Raw genomic sequence first — 16,738 nt, forward strand, 5'->3', positions numbered from 1 at the left:
TAAAGTACGTACTTCCATAAAGGACAGCTCTGGACCTACAATATCCTTGTTTGAGAAACTGAAATGAACCGACAAGGAGAGAGTAAACATATGGAACTACAGCTCGCACTAGATTTGGTCGATATTCCGGAAGCGAAGAAGCTGGTGGCACAGGTCGCCGACTATATTGACATTGTTGAGATCGGCACACCGATCGTGATCAATGAAGGACTGCACGCCGTCAAAGCCATGAAGGAAGCCTTTCCTCAGCTGCGTGTACTCGCTGACCTTAAAGTGATGGATGCCGGAGGCTATGAAGTGATGAAGGCTTCAGAGGCAGGGGCAGACATTATTACAATTCTGGGCGTATCTGACGATTCCACGATCAAAGGCGCGGTTGCGGAAGCTGCCAAGCAGGGCAGACAGGTTATGGTGGATATGATCAATGTCAAGAACATGGAAGAGCGGGCCGCAGAGATTGATGCTATGGGCGTAGATTATATTTGTGTGCATTCCGGCTACGACCATCAGGCTGAGGGCAAAAACTCCTTCGAGGAGCTGAACGCCATCAAGCGAGTCGTAAAACATGCGAAGACTGCAATTGCCGGCGGCATCAAGCTGGATACGCTGCCCGAGGTCATTCAGGCTCAGCCGGATCTGGTCATCGTTGGCGGCGGCATTACGGGTGAAGCAGACATTCAGGCAGCCGCTTCTCGCATGAACGATCTGATCAAGCAGGGCTGATATCAAGATGATGAGTAATTCTTTTGCCCAAGCTTTAGCAATTAGCGGCGAAATCAGCACTGCTGTGAAAGAGATCAACACAGAGGAAGCAGAGAAGCTGGCAGAGCGTATTATGCAAGCCAGAAGCGTCTTCGTCGCCGGCGGCGGGCGCTCCGGTTTGATGATGAAAGCTTTTGCCATGCGGCTGATGCAAATGGGGTGCCAGGCCTACGTAGTCGGTGAGACGGTGACACCAGCCATTGGTCCAGAGGATCTGCTGTTGATCGGCTCAGGCTCCGGGGAAACGCAAAGCCTATGTGCCATGGCGAACAAGGCGAAGAGCCTTGACGCCTCGCTGGCACTCATCACGATTCAGCCTGGCTCTACCATCGGAAAGCTGGCGGATGCTGTCCTGAAGCTTCCCGGAGCCACAAAGGATCAGGTTGGTGTTACAGGGACAACCCGGCAGCCGATGGCCTCCCTCTTTGAGCAGACGCTGCTTGTTGTACTGGATGGTATGATTCTAAAGCTGATGTCGATGCAGGAGCTGTCTTCGGAAAACATGTTTGTTCAGCATGCCAATCTGGAGTAGCCGTCGCTTGCAGTATGGTGCGCACGCCCTGTTTTGAGATTTACCTGCCTTTCAAGGTATACTTGATGAGGAAGGGAGGGCGTTATATGGCCCATGAAGTCAAAGACCGAATCAATCTGAAGGAAATTAACTGTCATAAAGAGCTGACGCTTGCCGTTATTGGCGGCAAGTGGAAGCTGATTATATTGTGGCATCTGGGACTCGAAGGCGTAAAGCGCTTTGGCGAGCTGGACCGCCTCATCCCGAATATTACGCAAAAAATGCTGACCAATCAGCTTCGGGAGCTGGAGGAAGACCAGCTTGTGCAGCGTGTAGTCTATCCCGAGGTTCCGCCGCGGGTCGAGTACTCGCTGACTCCTTACGGTCAAAGCCTGATGCCGATACTCAATCTGATGTATGATTGGGGCAAGCAATATGGCGAGACGGTGGTTTGGAAAGGCGAGGTCAACTCGCTGGAGATGAAATCCGGCAAGCGTGCAGGTTCATCCCTTTCTTCATAACCTTAATATCAGGCGAGACCCGGGATTCCCGGGTCTTTTTGTGTTTCGGCTATAAATCTAGTACAGGCCGCATATAGATCTAATGAGGTTGTCTATGGCGGAGCCTGCACATTTTGATCTTTCGCAAACTGGACATGACGGCTTGTGAAACATTATAGTTAAAGGAGCAAAGCTCGCTGAGTAGCATGGCCTGCTATAGGTATGATGAGATGAGGGAGGACGTATATGGAGCAGCCCCGCATTTGGCCGGATCGATTTAAACGATTTTTTCTGAACAATAAATTTGTACTTCTGCTGTTCATCTTGCTGCTGGCCAGCCTTAACATATTTATTCTAAGCAAGATCACGTTTATTTTGTATCCGCTGAACGTATTAATCAAGACGATTATTTTGCCGATTGTGTTGTCCGGTATTTTGTATTATTTGCTCAATCCGCTCGTCAATGTGATGGAGGAGTGGAAGATCAAGCGTGTCTGGTCGATCCTGATTCTGTTTCTGGCCATCGCCGGGATTCTGACTGTTGTGGTGCTGGCGGTCATTCCCGTGCTGCGCAATCAGATTATGGGCTTGATTAACAATTTTCCGGCTTATAGTGAAACCGTTCGGCAGCAGTTTGAGGATCTAACAGGAAGTGAGCTGTTCGGACAGCTTCAGGGTGCCTTAAATGTCAATTCCGAGGAATGGTGGGGCACCGTCACAGAGAAAACGACAGAGCTCTTCAAGAATACCTGGACCCGACTGGGGGGCTTCCTGGGCGCATTCACGGAAACGGTATTGTCGATTATTACGGTGCCATTTATCCTGTACTACATGCTGAAGGATGGCAAAAAGCTGCCGGTCAAGATTCTGTCCTTTCTGCCTACGAACAGCCGCTCCGGCATTCTGCATGTCCTGCAGGACATCAACCGCCAGATCAGCTCATTTATTCGCGGACAGATTATTGTCAGCTTCTGCATTGGCATTCTGCTGTACATCGGCTACATGATCATTGGCCTGGATTACGCATTGATTCTGGCGATCATTGCTTCATTCACCAGCGTAGTTCCTTATCTCGGGCCGGCCATTGCCATCACGCCCGCGTTGGTTGTAGCCATCGTGACTTCCCCCGTTATGCTGCTCAAGATGATTGCGGTGTGGACCATTGTGCAGCTGATTGAAGGCAAGTTCATTTCTCCGCAGATTATGGGAAAAACGTTAAAGATTCATCCGATCACGATTATATTTGTCATTCTTACGTCAGGCAACCTGTTCGGCGTAGTGGGCGTACTGCTGGCCGTACCGGGATACGCAGTGCTTAAAGTATGTGTGACTCATCTGTTTGAATGGTTTAAATCCTCCTCAGGCTGGTATGAGCCGCCCGTAGACCCTCGTTTGAAGTAAGAATAGCCCCTGATCCTGGCGTTATTTCGCTAAGGAGAGGGGCTTTTTTTGCTACGAAATTCTAGCGGAATCATGCTCTATAAAACGGTACGGACAGCAGGTGCAGGGCCCAAATGTCCGTATATTGTCTTTAGATTGTCATATCTATCTTTTTTAACGTCTTTAAATGGTTTATAATAGGAAGGAAGAGTTCATATTTCATGCCATGAATTAATATGAGTAGAACGAGAAGCGGAGTTAATTTTACACAGGAAAGCTGCACTCTCTTAGCTTGATTTGATCTGTACATGGGAACAGGGAGACAGCCTTTTACTGCGAATACATGGATAAGGAAGGTAATCATGAGCGTACAGAAAAAAACAGACGTGATCTTGATTGGTGCCGGCGTAATGAGCGCAACCTTGGGCGCCATATTGAAGCAGTTATCTCCGGAGTGGGAGATTAAAGTGTTCGAGAAGCTGGGCAGCTCAGGGGAAGAGAGCTCTAATGAGTGGAATAATGCGGGTACCGGCCACGCTGCATTATGCGAGCTGAACTACACGTCGGAGAAGCCCGATGGATCCATTGACATCAGCAAAGCGATCAAGATTAACGAGCAGTTTCAGCTATCCCGGCAGTTCTGGTCTTTTCTCGTGAAGAATCGCTTGATTCAGAATCCGCAGGATTTCATTATGCCAATTCCCCATATGAGCATGGTGCAGGGGGACAAGAACGTTGAGTTTTTGAGAAAGCGCTTTGAAGCTTTATCGACCAATCCGTTATTCCAAGGAATGGAGTATTCAGAGGATCCGGAGCAGCTGAAGCAATGGATTCCGCTGATTATGGAAGGCCGAAAGTCCGGGGAGAAGATTGCTGCGACGAAGATTGACTCGGGAACGGATGTGAACTTTGGGGCATTAACTCGCCTGCTGTTTCAGCATTTGAACCAGCAGGGCGTGAAGACCTATTACAAGCATGCTGTCAAGAATTTAAAGCGCAACCAAAGCGGCGGCTGGGACCTGAAGGTGCAGAATCTGAACACCGGCCAGGTAGAGCAGCACTCGGCCAAGTTCGTCTTTATCGGCGGAGGCGGGGGGAGCCTTCCACTGCTGCAGAAGACTGGCATCCCGGAATCGAAGCAAATTGGCGGCTTCCCGGTAAGCGGCTTGTTCATGGTATGTAACAATCCGGAGGTTGTGGAGCAGCATCACGCCAAGGTGTATGGCAAGGCTAAGGTAGGTGCGCCTCCGATGTCCGTGCCTCACCTGGATTCCCGCTACATTGATAATAAGAAATCATTGCTGTTTGGACCGTTTGCCGGCTTTACCCCTAAATTCCTGAAGACCGGATCTTATTTCGATCTGATCGGCTCTGTGAAGCCGAACAACCTCCTGACCATGCTTGCTGCTGGCGCGAAGGAAATGGCCCTGACGAAGTATCTCATTCAGCAGGTCCTGCTCTCTAACGAGAAGCGCATGGAGGAGCTTCGGGAATTCATTCCGAACGCAAAGAGTGAAGACTGGGAAATGGTCGTTGCCGGACAACGCGTTCAGGTTATTAAGGATACCCCAACAGGCAGAGGCACCCTGCAGTTCGGTACAGAAGTCGTCAGCGCCTCCGACGGCTCGGTGGCCGCACTTCTCGGCGCATCGCCAGGCGCTTCCACGGCGGTGCACGTCATGCTGGAGGTGCTGCAGAAATGCTTCCCGCAGCATATGCAGAAGTGGGAGCCGAAGATCCGTGAGATGGTGCCTTCCTATGGCATGTCGCTGACCGATAACCCGGAGCTGTTCCACGAAATTCATGCTTCAACAGCTATGACACTGGGTCTTGCTCAGGCTGATTCCACGGTCAATCATAAAGCGCCATCTATTATTAATCTGTAGCTGCTGCCATTAAGTCATGCATGACCGCTTCAATAGATCCTGTGATCTATTGAAGCGGTTCTTTTTTTTTATTTGTTGGGATATCCGGATGGCCTTTGTTACAGCTTATACATGCGAGGGTATGTAACGTTTAAAGAATCAAGACTATGATCTGTTGAAGGAGGAAATACGGATGTCATCTGCAGAATTTGAACAAGCCCGGGAATCCGAAGAGAAATACCATGCCAAGCTGTATGAAAGCAAGGATATTCTTGAGCCGGGCAGTTGGATGTCTGAGCCTGTCCCGATCGTTATGGAGCTGCTGGAGCAGGTGCTTCAGGAGCATCAAGATCCGGTCGTGCTGGATCTGGGGAGCGGTCCTGGACGCAATGCAATCCCGATGGCACAGCGATTGAAGGAATCCGGACATGGCCGGGTCATCGGTACAGACCTGCTGGATGAAGCGGTCAGCAAGCTGCAGGACAACGCAGTCAAATACGATGTACAGCCTTTTATTCAAGCCATGCAGGCCGATGTGGAGGATGGACAATATGAAGCCGAATCGTACCACTATATTGTGGCCTGCGGCTGTCTAGAGCATGTATCCTCTAAGACCGCATTGCGGGATGTGATTGCAAGGCTCCAGGAGGCGACCAAGCCAGGAGGCATTCACTGCTTATCTATGAATACAGAGGTTCGGGAAAAGCAATTGTCTACGGGTGAAGAGGAAGCCGCCCAAATTGAGCTCAATATGAGCGAATCGGAGGCTCAAGCACTGTTGGCAGAGGTTTACCACGGATGGCGTATTCTCGAGGACGAAGAGAAGGAGGTCTCCATCCAAGAGGAGAAATATGAGGAGCCGACCGAATTTCATGCAAATACAGTCTTTTTTGCCGCTCAAAAGCCATTGTCCACACAGAAGGGTTAAGTGATCTCATTTCCGATTGTTGTAAATCCATGAGTCTATAGGCTGGGCATATGCATAGGATACATTAACGGCTTTTTCATGACCTTAAGAGTGAGGAGAGTGCGTCATGTATCCTGGTTTTCATCCGTATCATCCCGGCCATCCGCATGCATATCAAGATACTTGTTCCTGTCACGGCCAGCTTAAGCTCGTCGATTATGGCAAAAGACCGCTGGTCATCAACATCGATGAGGCCTCCAAGCGCAATCAGACGTATCGCACGGCACTGTGGACGGGAGACCATTTTCAGGTCACGCTAATGAGCATTCTTCCCGGAGAAGATATTGGTCTGGAGGTGCATCCCTCCACAGATCAATTCCTGCGGATCGAAGAAGGGCAGGGTCTGGTTCAGATGGGACCCTCTGCAAACCAGCTGGACTTTGAAGTGATGGCATGTGATGATTATGCCATTATCGTACCGGCCGGAACCTGGCACAATATTACCAATACTGGCCCTATGCCGCTCAAGCTGTACGTAATTTATGCTCCACCCGAGCATCCGTACGGCACCGTGCATGTGACCCGCGCCGATGCTATTGCGGCGGAACAAGGGTAATCACTCCGTTGTTAATTGCATCAGTATAAACAGGCAGCCCAAGATGGGCTGCCTGTTTGCTGTGAGTATATGCAAAGAAAATATTACTTAAGTCTTCTGTAAAATAATAATATATGGTATTTATGGTTTGATATGTTTGGTATAATAACCTCATCATCAAATGCTAAATTTGTAATAAACAAACTAGAAATGACATCTATGGCTTTTAAATAAAAAACGAGGAGATGATGACCGTGAAGACTGTCAAAGTTCAAAACGAAGCTCTCGGCAAGCGCTCTGCAGCCGCTGTAACGACGTCCCCTTATAGGCCATGGACACCGATTGTGTTTCTTCTTACCACGGTTCTAATCATCACCACCGTGCTGTGGGCAGAGTCCCCGACAGCCCCTAAACCGGCCAGTGCTCCACTGGATCAGTTCTCAGCTGAACGGGCGATGAGTCATATTCAGCAGATCGCCCAAGAGCCTCACCCGAGCGGTTCTGAGGAGAACCTGAAGGTGCGCAATTATCTGGTAGAACAAATGGAGCTGCTGGGACTGAATCCGGAGCAGCACACCTTTACCTCCCGTGTTGTAACCCGGCGAATCAATGCCGAGATGGAGCTCACGAACCTGCGGGGCTTGATTCCCGGAACGGAGAACGGCAAGCCCCTGCTGCTCATGACTCATTATGACTCCGTCCCTACCGCGCCTGGTGCCAATGACGCTTCAGTAAGTGTCGGAGCCTTGCTGGAAACGGCGAGAGTCCTGCAGCAAGGACCTGCTCCACGCAATGACATCTGGATTGTGCTGACTGACGGCGAGGAGATTGGGCTTGCTGGGGCGAAGGGCTTCTTCAAGGAGCATGAGGAAGAGGATTTTGGACTGATTGCAAATTTTGAAGCCCGCGGCTCCAGAGGGGCCAGCTTTATGTTTCAGACCAGCGAGGGAAATCGCGGATTGATTGAAGAGTATGCCAAGGCGGCTTCCAAGCCGGTTGGAAATTCCGTGCTCGTCGATTTGTACAAAAAAATGCCGAACGACACCGACCTTACCGTCGCGCTGGAGTACGGTCATCCCGGCATCAATTTTGCCTTTGGAGAAGGGTGGGAGGCTTACCACACCCCACTGGACAATATAGATCAGGTTTCACTACATACCTTGCAGCACCACGGCGAGAATGTGCTGTCCATCGCCCGGCATTTCGGCAATCTGGACCTCTCTTCACTTGAGAATCAGGACAATCAGATCTATTTCAATCTGTTCGGCATGCTATTTCATTATCCTTCAAGCCTTGCAATCAGTATCCTTGTATTCCTGTTTCTAATGTGGCTGGGACTTGCCGTCTGGCTTCTGCGAAGCAAGCGGGCTCACTGGCGTGGAAGCTGTTGGGGAGCGGCCATTCCGTTATTCTCAGGACTGATGTCTACGGGAGTATGCTATTTGGTGTGGCTGGCAGTTCATAAGCTATGGGCAAGCTCCATGACTCAATTTACAGGAGCGGTGTACGATTCCATTCTGTACAGTCTCGTGTTCGTGCTGCTTACAGCAGCCATTCATATTGCCTGTACCCGATGGCTGCAGCCTAAATCCTCTTCGCTCGAAATGATGCTGGGGGGTTCCGTCGTTGTTCTGATCCTGCTCGCAGCGTCAACCCTATGGCTGACGGGAGCAAGCTATTTGTTTGCGGTTCCGCTAGCCGGTCTGCTGCTGCTGATGGGGTTGTCGGCACGAACTCAGGAGTCCGGACGTTCTGCAGCAGAGGGCTCCCTGCTAGTGATTTTCGGATCGTCACTTCTGCCCTTGCTGCTATTCACTTCCATTCTGCATATCGTATTTCTCATGCTCCCGCCGTCCATTCATCTTTTTAGCATGATTATTATAGCTCCGGTCTTAGCAATGATGGCGCCTGCGATCCGTATGCTGTCCTTTTCCTGGAAATGGGTCATCCCGGTTTTTACCGTTTCTGCGGTGGTGCTTCTCGGTGCTGCGTGGTCTTTAGCAGAGCCTGGTCCGGATCGGCCCGTTTATACTGAATATGATCATGCGCAATGAGCCTTTAGGGTAAGAATCGGCCTGTATTCCCGTGAATGGGATGCAGGCTTTTTTTCATGGTCACAGGCTCGTCAACCATTTAGCAACACAGGAAAAGAAGTTGATTTAGTTGCACCAGACGTTAATGTTTACAGGCTGGATCTTAATGATGAGATCGTTCTTAAAAATGGCACTCCCTTTGCAACGCCTCATGTAACCGCGCTTGCAGCACTAATTAAGCAGAAGTATCCTCATTGCTCCAATAAACAAATTTCAGCAGCCTTGAGTAAGAACGCTGAAAAGCTCGGAAGTCCCAGGCAATATGGATCAGGTATTCCGGATGCACTTTTCCTCATATTAATACAGCTGTTTAAAGCCGCCACAATGTGCCATAAGAATGGCTATTGAGGCGGCTTGTTAGATAGCTCAAGCGCGAACGCTCGAACCTGATCGCTCAGTTTTGTTCAAGAGCAAGAATCGGTCTCTTTGGACTCGACAATGATTCCTCCACTTACGCCTTCGGATGAATAGCCAGCTTCTTCGCGTAATTTTTTTGCCTCAGCCTCCGACACTTCAGTCGTGACGGTCTTATAGGGAGGCGAGCACCCATCAGCAATCATTTGACGATCCGAAGATTGATTTTCTGCAGGATAAGGGTCTACCTGAGCGCTGGGCGGATAGACATATCCCTGCTCGCTTTGATCGTGTAAAAGCTGACTTGCCACCAAGCATATTCCGGTAACAATGCAGAGGAAACCGATTAAACGGTATCTCACGAAGATTCCTCCTTACTTAATATCAATATACATATTATAAAAGAATTTCATAACCGGATGTGATGAGAATTCGATTATACATGAAAAAATGAATCCTTAGTCCAGGATTTTATACCTAGACCAAGGATTCATCAGTTAAGCCAAACTTACATCGATTTTGCTTCATAATAAATGGTATGAAGTCTTTCTGCTTCGTAGTCGCCAATATAATCATCAAACCATGGATCATCTTCCCACAGGTCGCCAGTCTTTTCTTCGTATCTCGGATATCCAATCAATGTTTTGCAACCTCTAACTGGTTTTGTTCCGCTATTTCCTACTGTTTTCGATGTTCCGATTTGATTATGATCTTTAACATGCTGGAAGTGAAGGTTATACTACCGGTTAGAGTCGTAGTACTGGTGAACGATGCGGTAGCGGTCAGTGTTGGGATAGCCCTTTTTTTTCATGGTCACAGGCTCGTCAATCATGCTGTGCTGCTCCCTCTATTCATGGACAAAATTGTCTCATTAGTTACGCTAAAAGTTGTCAACAATATTCATGACGAAAGTGTGTTTTCATTTCATTGTGAGAGAGGTCACTTTTGATTTAACATAAATGCAAAGGGCTTACAGATTACGTAGTATGTAAGCTTATCCTGATTTCATTTGTATTGAGGAGGCTCCAAGATGGCAACATCCACAGTAAACGAAAATCAACCGCGCGGGTTGAGAGTCGGTGTTCAAAAATTTGGTCGTTTACTTAGCGGCATGATTATGCCGAATATCGGTGCATTTATTGCCTGGGGATTGATTACGGCGCTGTTTATTCCGACGGGCTGGATCCCTAATGAATATTTAGCGGTGCTGGTAGGTCCTGCAATTACGTACCTGCTGCCTTTGTTAATTGGTTACACAGGCGGGGAGATGATTCACGGCAAGCGGGGCGCGGTCATCGGCTCCATCGCTACAATTGGGGTCATTGTCGGCTCCAGTATTCCGATGTTTCTCGGCGCAATGCTTGTCGGTCCGCTGTCAGCATGGATTCTGAAGCAGTTCGACAAAGCTGTTGAAGGCAAAATTCGTGCAGGATTCGAGATGCTCGTAAATAACTTCTCGATCGGCATCATCGGCGGACTGATTATGCTGGGCACCTACTCCGGAATTGGACCGGCTGTACAAGCCCTGACAAGCCTGTTGTCCGGCGGTGTTCAGTTCCTGGTGAACGCGAATCTGCTGCCGCTGGTGAATATTATTATTGAACCGGCCAAGGTGCTGTTCCTGAACAATGCCATCAATCATGGTATACTGAGTCCAATCGCGGTGGAGGAATCCGTTCGTGCCGGCCAGTCGATCCTGTACATGCTGGAATCGAATCCGGGTCCGGGTCTCGGCGTCCTGCTGGCGTATATGCTCGTTGGCCGAGGTGCAGCGAAGCAATCGGCGCCAGGCGCGGTTGTGATTCATTTCCTGGGCGGCATTCATGAGATTTACTTTCCTTATATCCTGATGAATCCACGTTTGATCCTGGCTGTCATTGCGGGCGGTGTATCTGGTACGTTCGTATTCCAGCTGCTCGGTGCCGGACTTACAGGTCCTGCATCCCCAGGCAGCATCATCGCCTATGCGCTAGTGACACCTAAAGGCGGCTATGCTGCGATGATCGCGGGTGTGGTTGTGGCGGCTGTCGTTTCGTTCCTGCTCTCCGTGTTCTTCCTGAAGACGAGCAAGAAGCAGGAAAACGGCAATATTGAAGAAGCATCGGCCAAGCTGAAGGATATGAAGCAGGCAGGGGTAAGTGATAGCACAGCGGCTGCAACCGGTGCTGCGGAGTCCGTAGAAGAGGCGGCCCAGCATTTGAAGCGCGAAGAAGTGCGCAAGATTGTATTCGCTTGTGATGCCGGTATGGGTTCCAGTGCCATGGGAGCTTCGGTGCTTCGTAAGAAAATGCAGCAGGCTGACGTCAATGTGACCGTTGTTAATTCAGCCATTAGTGAAATCCCGGATGATGCAGATATCGTCATTACGCAAAAAACGTTGACTGATCGGGCGAAATCAAAAATTCCTGCGGCGGAGCATATCTCCATCGAAAATTTCCTGAAAAGCCCTGAATATGACAAGCTGGTGGATCGTCTTAAAGGGTAACGGATGTGTACATGCCGGTATCATACCGGCAGGGTCCGCCATACTGGAGGCGATCGTTGTTGAACAAACTGACAGCAAGGCAGCGACAGATTATTCAGCTGCTGCTAGAGCACGACGGCGAAATCACAGCATCTGCATTGGCGCTGGATCTTCGTGTGAGCGTGCGCACCATATACCGGGAAATGGAAGGGCTGGAGCCTTTCCTTTCCCGTTTTCAAATAACATTAAAGAAAAAGTCCGGCAAAGGCATTGAGCTGGAAGGAACACCGGAGGCGCGAAGCAGCCTTGCCAGTGCTCTGACTGAGAGCATGACGGCTCACTACTCTGCTGAGGAGCGAAGGCTCGTCACTTTACTGCTCTTGCTTCAGGCGAATGAGCCGCTCAAGCTATTCGCCCTGGCGCATACCTTAAAGGTAACGCCGCAAACCATCACCCATGATTTGAACGAGCTGGAGGTATGGCTGCACAAATTTCGGCTGGAGCTGGTACGCCGGCGGGGATATGGCGTTGAGATCGGCGGCCAGGAGGAAGACAAGCGCAAAGCCATTTGTCAGCTCGCCAAGGACCATCTTGAGCCTTCGGACTGGATCGCGGGCAGAGAGCAGCAGCCTCCACTGAAGCAGCATCTGCTGACCCTGACAGGACAGCCCTTTGTCCTGAATGCAGAGCATATTCTATGGTCCAGCAGCTCCGGGTGGGTAAACGAGCTGAGTGAACAGGCCTATACCCAGCTGATATTGTCCTTGTCTGTGTCGCTGCAAAGGATTCAGCAGGGTCAGGAGGTTGAAGCGTCACCAGCTTCTAAAGCCGGCTCATCAGCTTATATGCCGCAGGCTCAGGCGCTGGCAGATCAGCTAGCCGCGGACACCGGCCTTCCCATCAGCTCGGCAGAGGTAGAGCATATCGCATATTTGCTTCACACCCTGCAGCTAGAAGGGGCATCGCCTTATTTTATGTATACCGATCTGCATCTGCTGGAACAAATTCATCAGCTCATTCACAGGGTCGCACAGATGACAGGCTATCCGCTGCAAGGCGACAAATCGCTGCGCGAGGGATTACTGCAGCATATTGATCCCGCGCTGAAACGGATTCGTGAAGGTGCAAGCATCCGTAATCCGCTGCTGGGCTCGATTCGCAAGGATTATGGAGACCTGTTTCTCACCGTGAAGGAGGCGGTAGCAGGACTGCAGTGGGATTTGGACGTACCGGAGGAGGAAATCGGATTTTTGACGATGCATTTTGGTGCATCCTTAGAGCGTCTGCAAAAGCTCCAGCAGGAGGTACGGGCCATTCTTGTATGCAGCAGCGGCATTGGCTCGACTCAGCTGCTCGCCACGAGGCTGGAGAAGGAAATTCCTCAAATCCAGATTATACGTAACAGCTCCTGGTATGAAGCGGCCCGAATTCCGGAGGAAGAATATGATCTAATCATTTCTACAATAGACCTGCCGCTTCCTAAAGAGCGCTATATTCGCTTAAGTCCGTTGCTGAGCCGGGAAAATCTGGAGCAGCTGATGGAGTATATCAGAACCACGACGCTTCACCAGATGAATATTGCGGGTACGAGCCCGGGTAATAGAAAAGAGCAGATCTTTACGGTACAGCCCATGGATGAAATGATTTCCTTGCAGCATACGCTGCAGGAAATGGTGCTGCTGTTGGAGCGATTTCACAGCTACAGTCTGGATTCACAGAGCCATGAGCTGCGAGAGGTATTGATCTCCGCTTGTGCCAAGCTGTGGGAAGCGCAGCTGCTGGAGGATCCCGCTGCCGTCACCGATTTACTGCTGGAGCGGGAGCGGCAGGGCAGTCTGCTCATCCCGGACAGCTCTCTGGCCCTCTTTCATACGCGCAGTCATCATATCCAGGAGCCTGTTGTAGCTCTATTCCGTTTCCAAGCGCCTTTACCGATGGGGGACGGACACCATATGCGTGTGATACTGCTAATGCTGGCACCGAAGGAGCTGCCGAAGGAAGCGCTGGAGGTGCTGAGCGAGATTAGTGCCATGCTGCTCCGGCCGGAGCTTGTCACTTTAATGGAGCAAGGAAGTGAGCAGGAAATCAAGCTGTTTCTGTCCACGGAGCTGCTGAGCTTTTTCAAAAATAAATGATAAAGGTGTGTTCATAATGAGTATTCTTTCCGCAGATAAAGTAGTGCTTGACGCCAAAGCCAATGATAAATATGAAGCGATCCGCATGGCCGGACAGCTGCTGGTTCAAGCCGGTCATGTTGATCCGGAATACGTTGATCGGATGGTCGAGCGTGAAGACATCGCCTCCACCTACATGGGCAGCGGCCTGGCGATTCCGCACGGGACGAAGGAAGGCAAGGCACTCATTCATTCTACGGGTCTTTCTGTAGTACGCTTTCCGGAAGGCGTGGACTTTGGTGGAGATGAGCCGGCATTTGTCGTGATCGGTATTGCAGGTGCAGGTGGAGACCATATGCAAATCTTGACCAATGTCGCGATGATCTTCAGCGAAGAGGAGAGCCTGGAGCATATTATGAATGCAGCAACGGCTGATGAGATCATTTCAATCTTTGAAGGAGGCTTGGAGGGATGAAGAAGGCCGTCCACTTTGGGGCGGGGAATATCGGCAGGGGCTTTATCGGTCTGCTGCTATCCCAGGCCGGGTATCAGGTTACATTTGTCGATGTGAATGACACGTTAGTGGGTGCCCTGAAAAAGGAGGGAGAGTATCCGGTCGTCCTGGCAGATGATCAGCCGCAGCAAATCATCGTCCGCGGGGTTAGCGGAATTAACAGCGCCATGGAGCCCTTTGAAGCGATTGCAGCCGCGGCGGAAGCGGACCTGATTACAACCGCGGTCGGCGTCAACGTGCTGAAGCATATTGCACCGACGATTGCGGCAGCCATATCGCAGCGGCTGGCTGAGCCTTCACCGAAGCCGCTTCATATTATCGCCTGTGAAAATGCGATCGGCGGCAGTACGCAGCTGAAAGAGCATGTAGAGCCATTGCTGGCTCGTGAAATTATTCAGAAGGCTGAAGGTCTTGTCGCCTTCCCGAACGCGGCTGTAGATCGTATTGTCCCTTTGCAGCAGCATGAAAATCCGCTGATGGTAGAGGTGGAGCCATTTTATGAGTGGGTCGTGGATGCTTCCGGCATGCTGCCAGGCTACATACCGGTAGAAGGCGTGCTGTATGTAAAGGAGCTTGCACCGTATATTGAGCGCAAGCTCTTCACCGTGAACACGGGCCACTGCTCTGCCGCATACCGTGGATACTTGAAGGGGCTGGACACGATTCAGCAGGCGATGGCCCATCAGGACATTAAAGACGAGCTGGTTCAGGTCCTGCAGGAGTCGGGAGCCGTGCTGGTAGCGAAGCACGGCTTTGACCCCAAGGAGCATGATAGCTACATCCAGAAGATTCTGGAGCGTTTTCGGAATCCGGCGCTGCAGGATGACATTGTGCGGATTGGCAGATCTCCAATTCGGAAGCTTTCCCCCAATGACCGTCTCGTCTCTCCCGCTTTACAGGCCTTTGAGCGCGGTTTACCGTATCAAGGACTAGCCAAGTCCATGGCAGCAGCACTCCGCTTTAACGCAGCCGAGGACGAAGAGGCGGTTCAAATTCAGCAAAGCCTGAGACTGCGTGGCTTGACTCCGACAATTACCGAGATTACCGGAATCCTTGAGGACCATCCCGTCCATCAGGAAATTGTGAATCAATATCATCGTTTATAATTTAGGATCAGAGGTCGTTTCCGTAGAGGAAGCGACTTTTTTTGATTTGTCCTGCATGGAAAAAAATCTCAACCTCTTCTCCGAAAATATAGTAAAATGAATTTCTGATGAAGCATTTATAAGGAGAGAGGGAGAAGCAGCAACGTGAACAAATGGTATTATTTCGGATTTAAACATTACTGGAGTCCATATCTGGTAATGGCGCTGGCAGGAATCTTCAGTGCGCTGTACTTCGGCATTACGCATACGGTGTGGGCCGTGACCGGGGAGTTTACCCGCTTCGGAGGTCATATTCTGGAGCTGTTCGGTGTGGGTGTATCGGATTGGGCTTATTTCGGTCTCGTGAAGCTGGACGGCTCTACCTGGAGCCGGACTGACGGGTGGATCGTCTGGGGGATGTTCATCGGTGCGCTCATCAGCGTGCTTCTGAGCAGTAATTTCAAGATCCGCTTTCCTCGTCAAAAAAGACGGTACGTGCAGGCTCTCGCCGGCGGCATCATTGCCGGCTTCGGTGCGCGGATGGCGCTGGGCTGCAACCTGGCTGCATTTTTTACTGGCGTACCGCAGTTTTCTCTGCACGCCTGGCTGTTCATTGTCGCTACCGCCGGAGGCACTTATCTGGGTGCGAAGCTTGTGAATATGAAATGGTGGAAAGGCAAGCCGGTCCTGCGCGCTGGCGGTACGGCTCAGCCAACCGGACAGCAAAAATCACGTCAGCCCATAGGGGGGACGATGCTGGGCTTTTTATATCTTGGTCTCATCATTTATTTCTACGCCAGCAATCAATTTATGCTGGGCACAGCCGCGCTGTTCGGCGCCGTTTTTGGCATTCTGATCGAGCGCGGTCAGATCTGCTTTACCTCAGCATTTCGCGATCTGTGGATCAGCGGCCGGGCGACCATGACCAAGGCGATCACGCTTGGTATGGCCGTCAGCGCGATTGCCACCTTGATTATCATTTTAGTGGCGGGCTTGGACCCGGTCACGAAGCTGGCGGCACCCAGCACGCTGGTGGGGGGATTGCTGTTCGGTCTTGGCATCGTCATGGCCGGGGGCTGTGAAACCGGGATGATGTACCGGATGATGGAGGGACAGATCGTCTTTGTTCCCGTCTTTATCGGAAATATTCTGGGCGCCACGGCGCTTGCTTATTCCTGGGATCATTTGGGAGTCTATCGCTATCTGGGTGAAAGCGGAGCCCCTGTCAATCTGATTTCAGTGATGGGTCCGGCGGCGGCACTGCTCCTGACTCTGCTAGTCCTTGCTGTCTTCTACGCTATTGCAGCCGTATGGCAGCGGCATTACCGCTTCGGAAAAGGCTTTACGAAAGGAGGTGCAACCCATGTCCGTTGATTTCACACTGGATTTACGCGGCGAATCCTGTCCGTATCCCGTTATCTATACCTTAGAGGCGCTGCAGGGAATGAAGAAGGGCCAGACACTGCAGGTGATCTCGGATTGTCCGTCGGCATTTCGTAACGTGCCGGAGGAAGCCGTGAAGCATGGTTATACGATGGCTCAGGAGCCCGAGAAGCAGGGTCAGGAATTCAGCTTGTTTATTACCGTATAGTCT

Annotated in this window: 16 protein-coding genes; 15 read left to right on the forward strand and 1 reads right to left on the reverse strand. The window is 50.8% G+C overall.

What is annotated here, in order from left to right:
- The first annotated feature begins 90 nt into the window (after positions 1-90).
- From hxlA to JJQ72_RS20815, 9 genes are all read left to right on the forward strand, one after another.
- Positions 91-723 (forward strand): 3-hexulose-6-phosphate synthase, encoded by a 633-nt coding sequence (hxlA, locus tag JJQ72_RS02665; RefSeq protein ID WP_208202677.1) that lies wholly within the window; start codon positions 91-93, stop codon positions 721-723.
- Positions 724-730: 7 nt separating this feature from the next.
- Entirely contained in the window at positions 731-1,294 is a 564-nt protein-coding gene (gene hxlB / locus JJQ72_RS02670; protein WP_243895834.1) for a 6-phospho-3-hexuloisomerase, read from the forward strand.
- A gap of 86 nt (positions 1,295-1,380) precedes the next feature.
- On the forward strand, positions 1,381-1,794 hold the full coding sequence (locus JJQ72_RS02675; protein WP_138225876.1) for a winged helix-turn-helix transcriptional regulator: 414 nt from the start codon (positions 1,381-1,383) through the stop codon (positions 1,792-1,794).
- Positions 1,795-2,019: 225 nt separating this feature from the next.
- Positions 2,020-3,174, forward strand: coding sequence for an AI-2E family transporter (locus tag JJQ72_RS02680; RefSeq protein ID WP_208202678.1), 1,155 nt, complete (start codon positions 2,020-2,022; stop codon positions 3,172-3,174).
- 338 nt (positions 3,175-3,512) lie between these two features.
- Positions 3,513-5,039, forward strand: coding sequence for a malate:quinone oxidoreductase (locus JJQ72_RS02685; protein WP_208202860.1), 1,527 nt, complete (start codon positions 3,513-3,515; stop codon positions 5,037-5,039).
- Between the two features lie 172 nt (positions 5,040-5,211).
- The gene (locus tag JJQ72_RS02690) at positions 5,212-5,946 is read left to right on the forward strand and encodes a class I SAM-dependent methyltransferase (RefSeq protein ID WP_208202679.1); all 735 of its coding nucleotides are present in this window, start codon (positions 5,212-5,214) and stop codon (positions 5,944-5,946) included.
- 106 nt (positions 5,947-6,052) lie between these two features.
- The gene (locus tag JJQ72_RS02695; protein WP_208202680.1) at positions 6,053-6,541 is read left to right on the forward strand and encodes a cupin domain-containing protein; all 489 of its coding nucleotides are present in this window, start codon (positions 6,053-6,055) and stop codon (positions 6,539-6,541) included.
- A gap of 233 nt (positions 6,542-6,774) precedes the next feature.
- Positions 6,775-8,574, forward strand: a complete 1,800-nt coding sequence (locus JJQ72_RS02700) for a M28 family peptidase (protein WP_347880716.1) — start codon at positions 6,775-6,777, stop codon at positions 8,572-8,574.
- 21 nt (positions 8,575-8,595) lie between these two features.
- Positions 8,596-8,961: a S8 family serine peptidase gene (locus tag JJQ72_RS20815; RefSeq protein ID WP_481856818.1), complete on the forward strand. Its 366-nt coding sequence runs from the start codon at positions 8,596-8,598 to the stop codon at positions 8,959-8,961.
- A 56-nt stretch (positions 8,962-9,017) separates the two neighbouring features.
- On the opposite strand, the gene JJQ72_RS02710 is transcribed toward JJQ72_RS20815, so the two are convergent.
- Positions 9,018-9,329 carry a hypothetical protein gene (locus JJQ72_RS02710; protein WP_138225872.1) on the reverse strand — a complete coding sequence of 104 codons (312 nt, stop codon included), beginning with the start codon at positions 9,327-9,329 and terminating at the stop codon, positions 9,018-9,020.
- Positions 9,330-9,997: 668 nt separating this feature from the next.
- Between JJQ72_RS02710 and JJQ72_RS02715 the strand changes: the two genes are divergently transcribed.
- The 6 genes from JJQ72_RS02715 to yedF all read left to right on the forward strand — a co-directional run bounded on the left by JJQ72_RS02715 (position 9,998) and on the right by yedF (position 16,735).
- Positions 9,998-11,452: a PTS mannitol transporter subunit IIBC gene (locus tag JJQ72_RS02715; RefSeq protein ID WP_138225871.1), complete on the forward strand. Its 1,455-nt coding sequence runs from the start codon at positions 9,998-10,000 to the stop codon at positions 11,450-11,452.
- A 59-nt stretch (positions 11,453-11,511) separates the two neighbouring features.
- Complete coding sequence (locus tag JJQ72_RS02720; protein ID WP_208202682.1) at positions 11,512-13,566, forward strand: BglG family transcription antiterminator; 2,055 nt, start codon at positions 11,512-11,514, stop codon at positions 13,564-13,566.
- Between the two features lie 16 nt (positions 13,567-13,582).
- Complete coding sequence (locus tag JJQ72_RS02725) at positions 13,583-14,020, forward strand: PTS mannitol transporter subunit IIA (protein WP_138225869.1); 438 nt, start codon at positions 13,583-13,585, stop codon at positions 14,018-14,020.
- Positions 14,017-15,165: a mannitol-1-phosphate 5-dehydrogenase gene (locus JJQ72_RS02730; RefSeq protein ID WP_208202683.1), complete on the forward strand. Its 1,149-nt coding sequence runs from the start codon at positions 14,017-14,019 to the stop codon at positions 15,163-15,165. Before JJQ72_RS02725 ends, JJQ72_RS02730 begins: the two co-directional genes overlap by 4 nt.
- Positions 15,166-15,363: 198 nt before the next feature.
- Entirely contained in the window at positions 15,364-16,518 is a 1,155-nt protein-coding gene (yedE, locus tag JJQ72_RS02735; protein ID WP_208202862.1) for a selenium metabolism membrane protein YedE/FdhT, read from the forward strand.
- A complete protein-coding gene (gene yedF / locus JJQ72_RS02740; protein WP_138225867.1) occupies positions 16,508-16,735 on the forward strand; it encodes a sulfurtransferase-like selenium metabolism protein YedF in 228 nt (75 codons plus the stop codon). The genes yedE and yedF overlap by 11 nt, the downstream gene beginning before the upstream one ends.
- Positions 16,736-16,738 lie beyond the last annotated feature (3 nt).

The sequence above is a fragment of the Paenibacillus sp. F411 genome (assembly GCF_017582705.1).
GTDB lineage: Bacteria > Bacillota > Bacilli > Paenibacillales > Paenibacillaceae > Paenibacillus_AQ > Paenibacillus_AQ algicola.

Excerpts from the sequence above, each read along its gene's own strand:
- hxlA (WP_208202677.1), top strand. The coding sequence starts at position 91 with ATGGAACTACAGCTCGCACTAGATTTGGTCGATATTCCGGAAGCGAAG.
- hxlB (WP_243895834.1), top strand. The coding sequence starts at position 731 with ATGATGAGTAATTCTTTTGCCCAAGCTTTAGCAATTAGCGGCGAAATC.
- JJQ72_RS02675 (WP_138225876.1), top strand. The coding sequence starts at position 1,381 with ATGGCCCATGAAGTCAAAGACCGAATCAATCTGAAGGAAATTAACTGT.
- JJQ72_RS02680 (WP_208202678.1), top strand. The coding sequence starts at position 2,020 with ATGGAGCAGCCCCGCATTTGGCCGGATCGATTTAAACGATTTTTTCTG.
- JJQ72_RS02690 (WP_208202679.1), top strand. The coding sequence starts at position 5,212 with ATGTCATCTGCAGAATTTGAACAAGCCCGGGAATCCGAAGAGAAATAC.
- JJQ72_RS02695 (WP_208202680.1), top strand. The coding sequence starts at position 6,053 with ATGTATCCTGGTTTTCATCCGTATCATCCCGGCCATCCGCATGCATAT.
- JJQ72_RS02715 (WP_138225871.1), top strand. The coding sequence starts at position 9,998 with ATGGCAACATCCACAGTAAACGAAAATCAACCGCGCGGGTTGAGAGTC.
- JJQ72_RS02725 (WP_138225869.1), top strand. The coding sequence starts at position 13,583 with ATGAGTATTCTTTCCGCAGATAAAGTAGTGCTTGACGCCAAAGCCAAT.
- JJQ72_RS02730 (WP_208202683.1), top strand. The coding sequence starts at position 14,017 with ATGAAGAAGGCCGTCCACTTTGGGGCGGGGAATATCGGCAGGGGCTTT.
- yedE (WP_208202862.1), top strand. The coding sequence starts at position 15,364 with ATGGCGCTGGCAGGAATCTTCAGTGCGCTGTACTTCGGCATTACGCAT.
- yedF (WP_138225867.1), top strand. The coding sequence starts at position 16,508 with ATGTCCGTTGATTTCACACTGGATTTACGCGGCGAATCCTGTCCGTAT.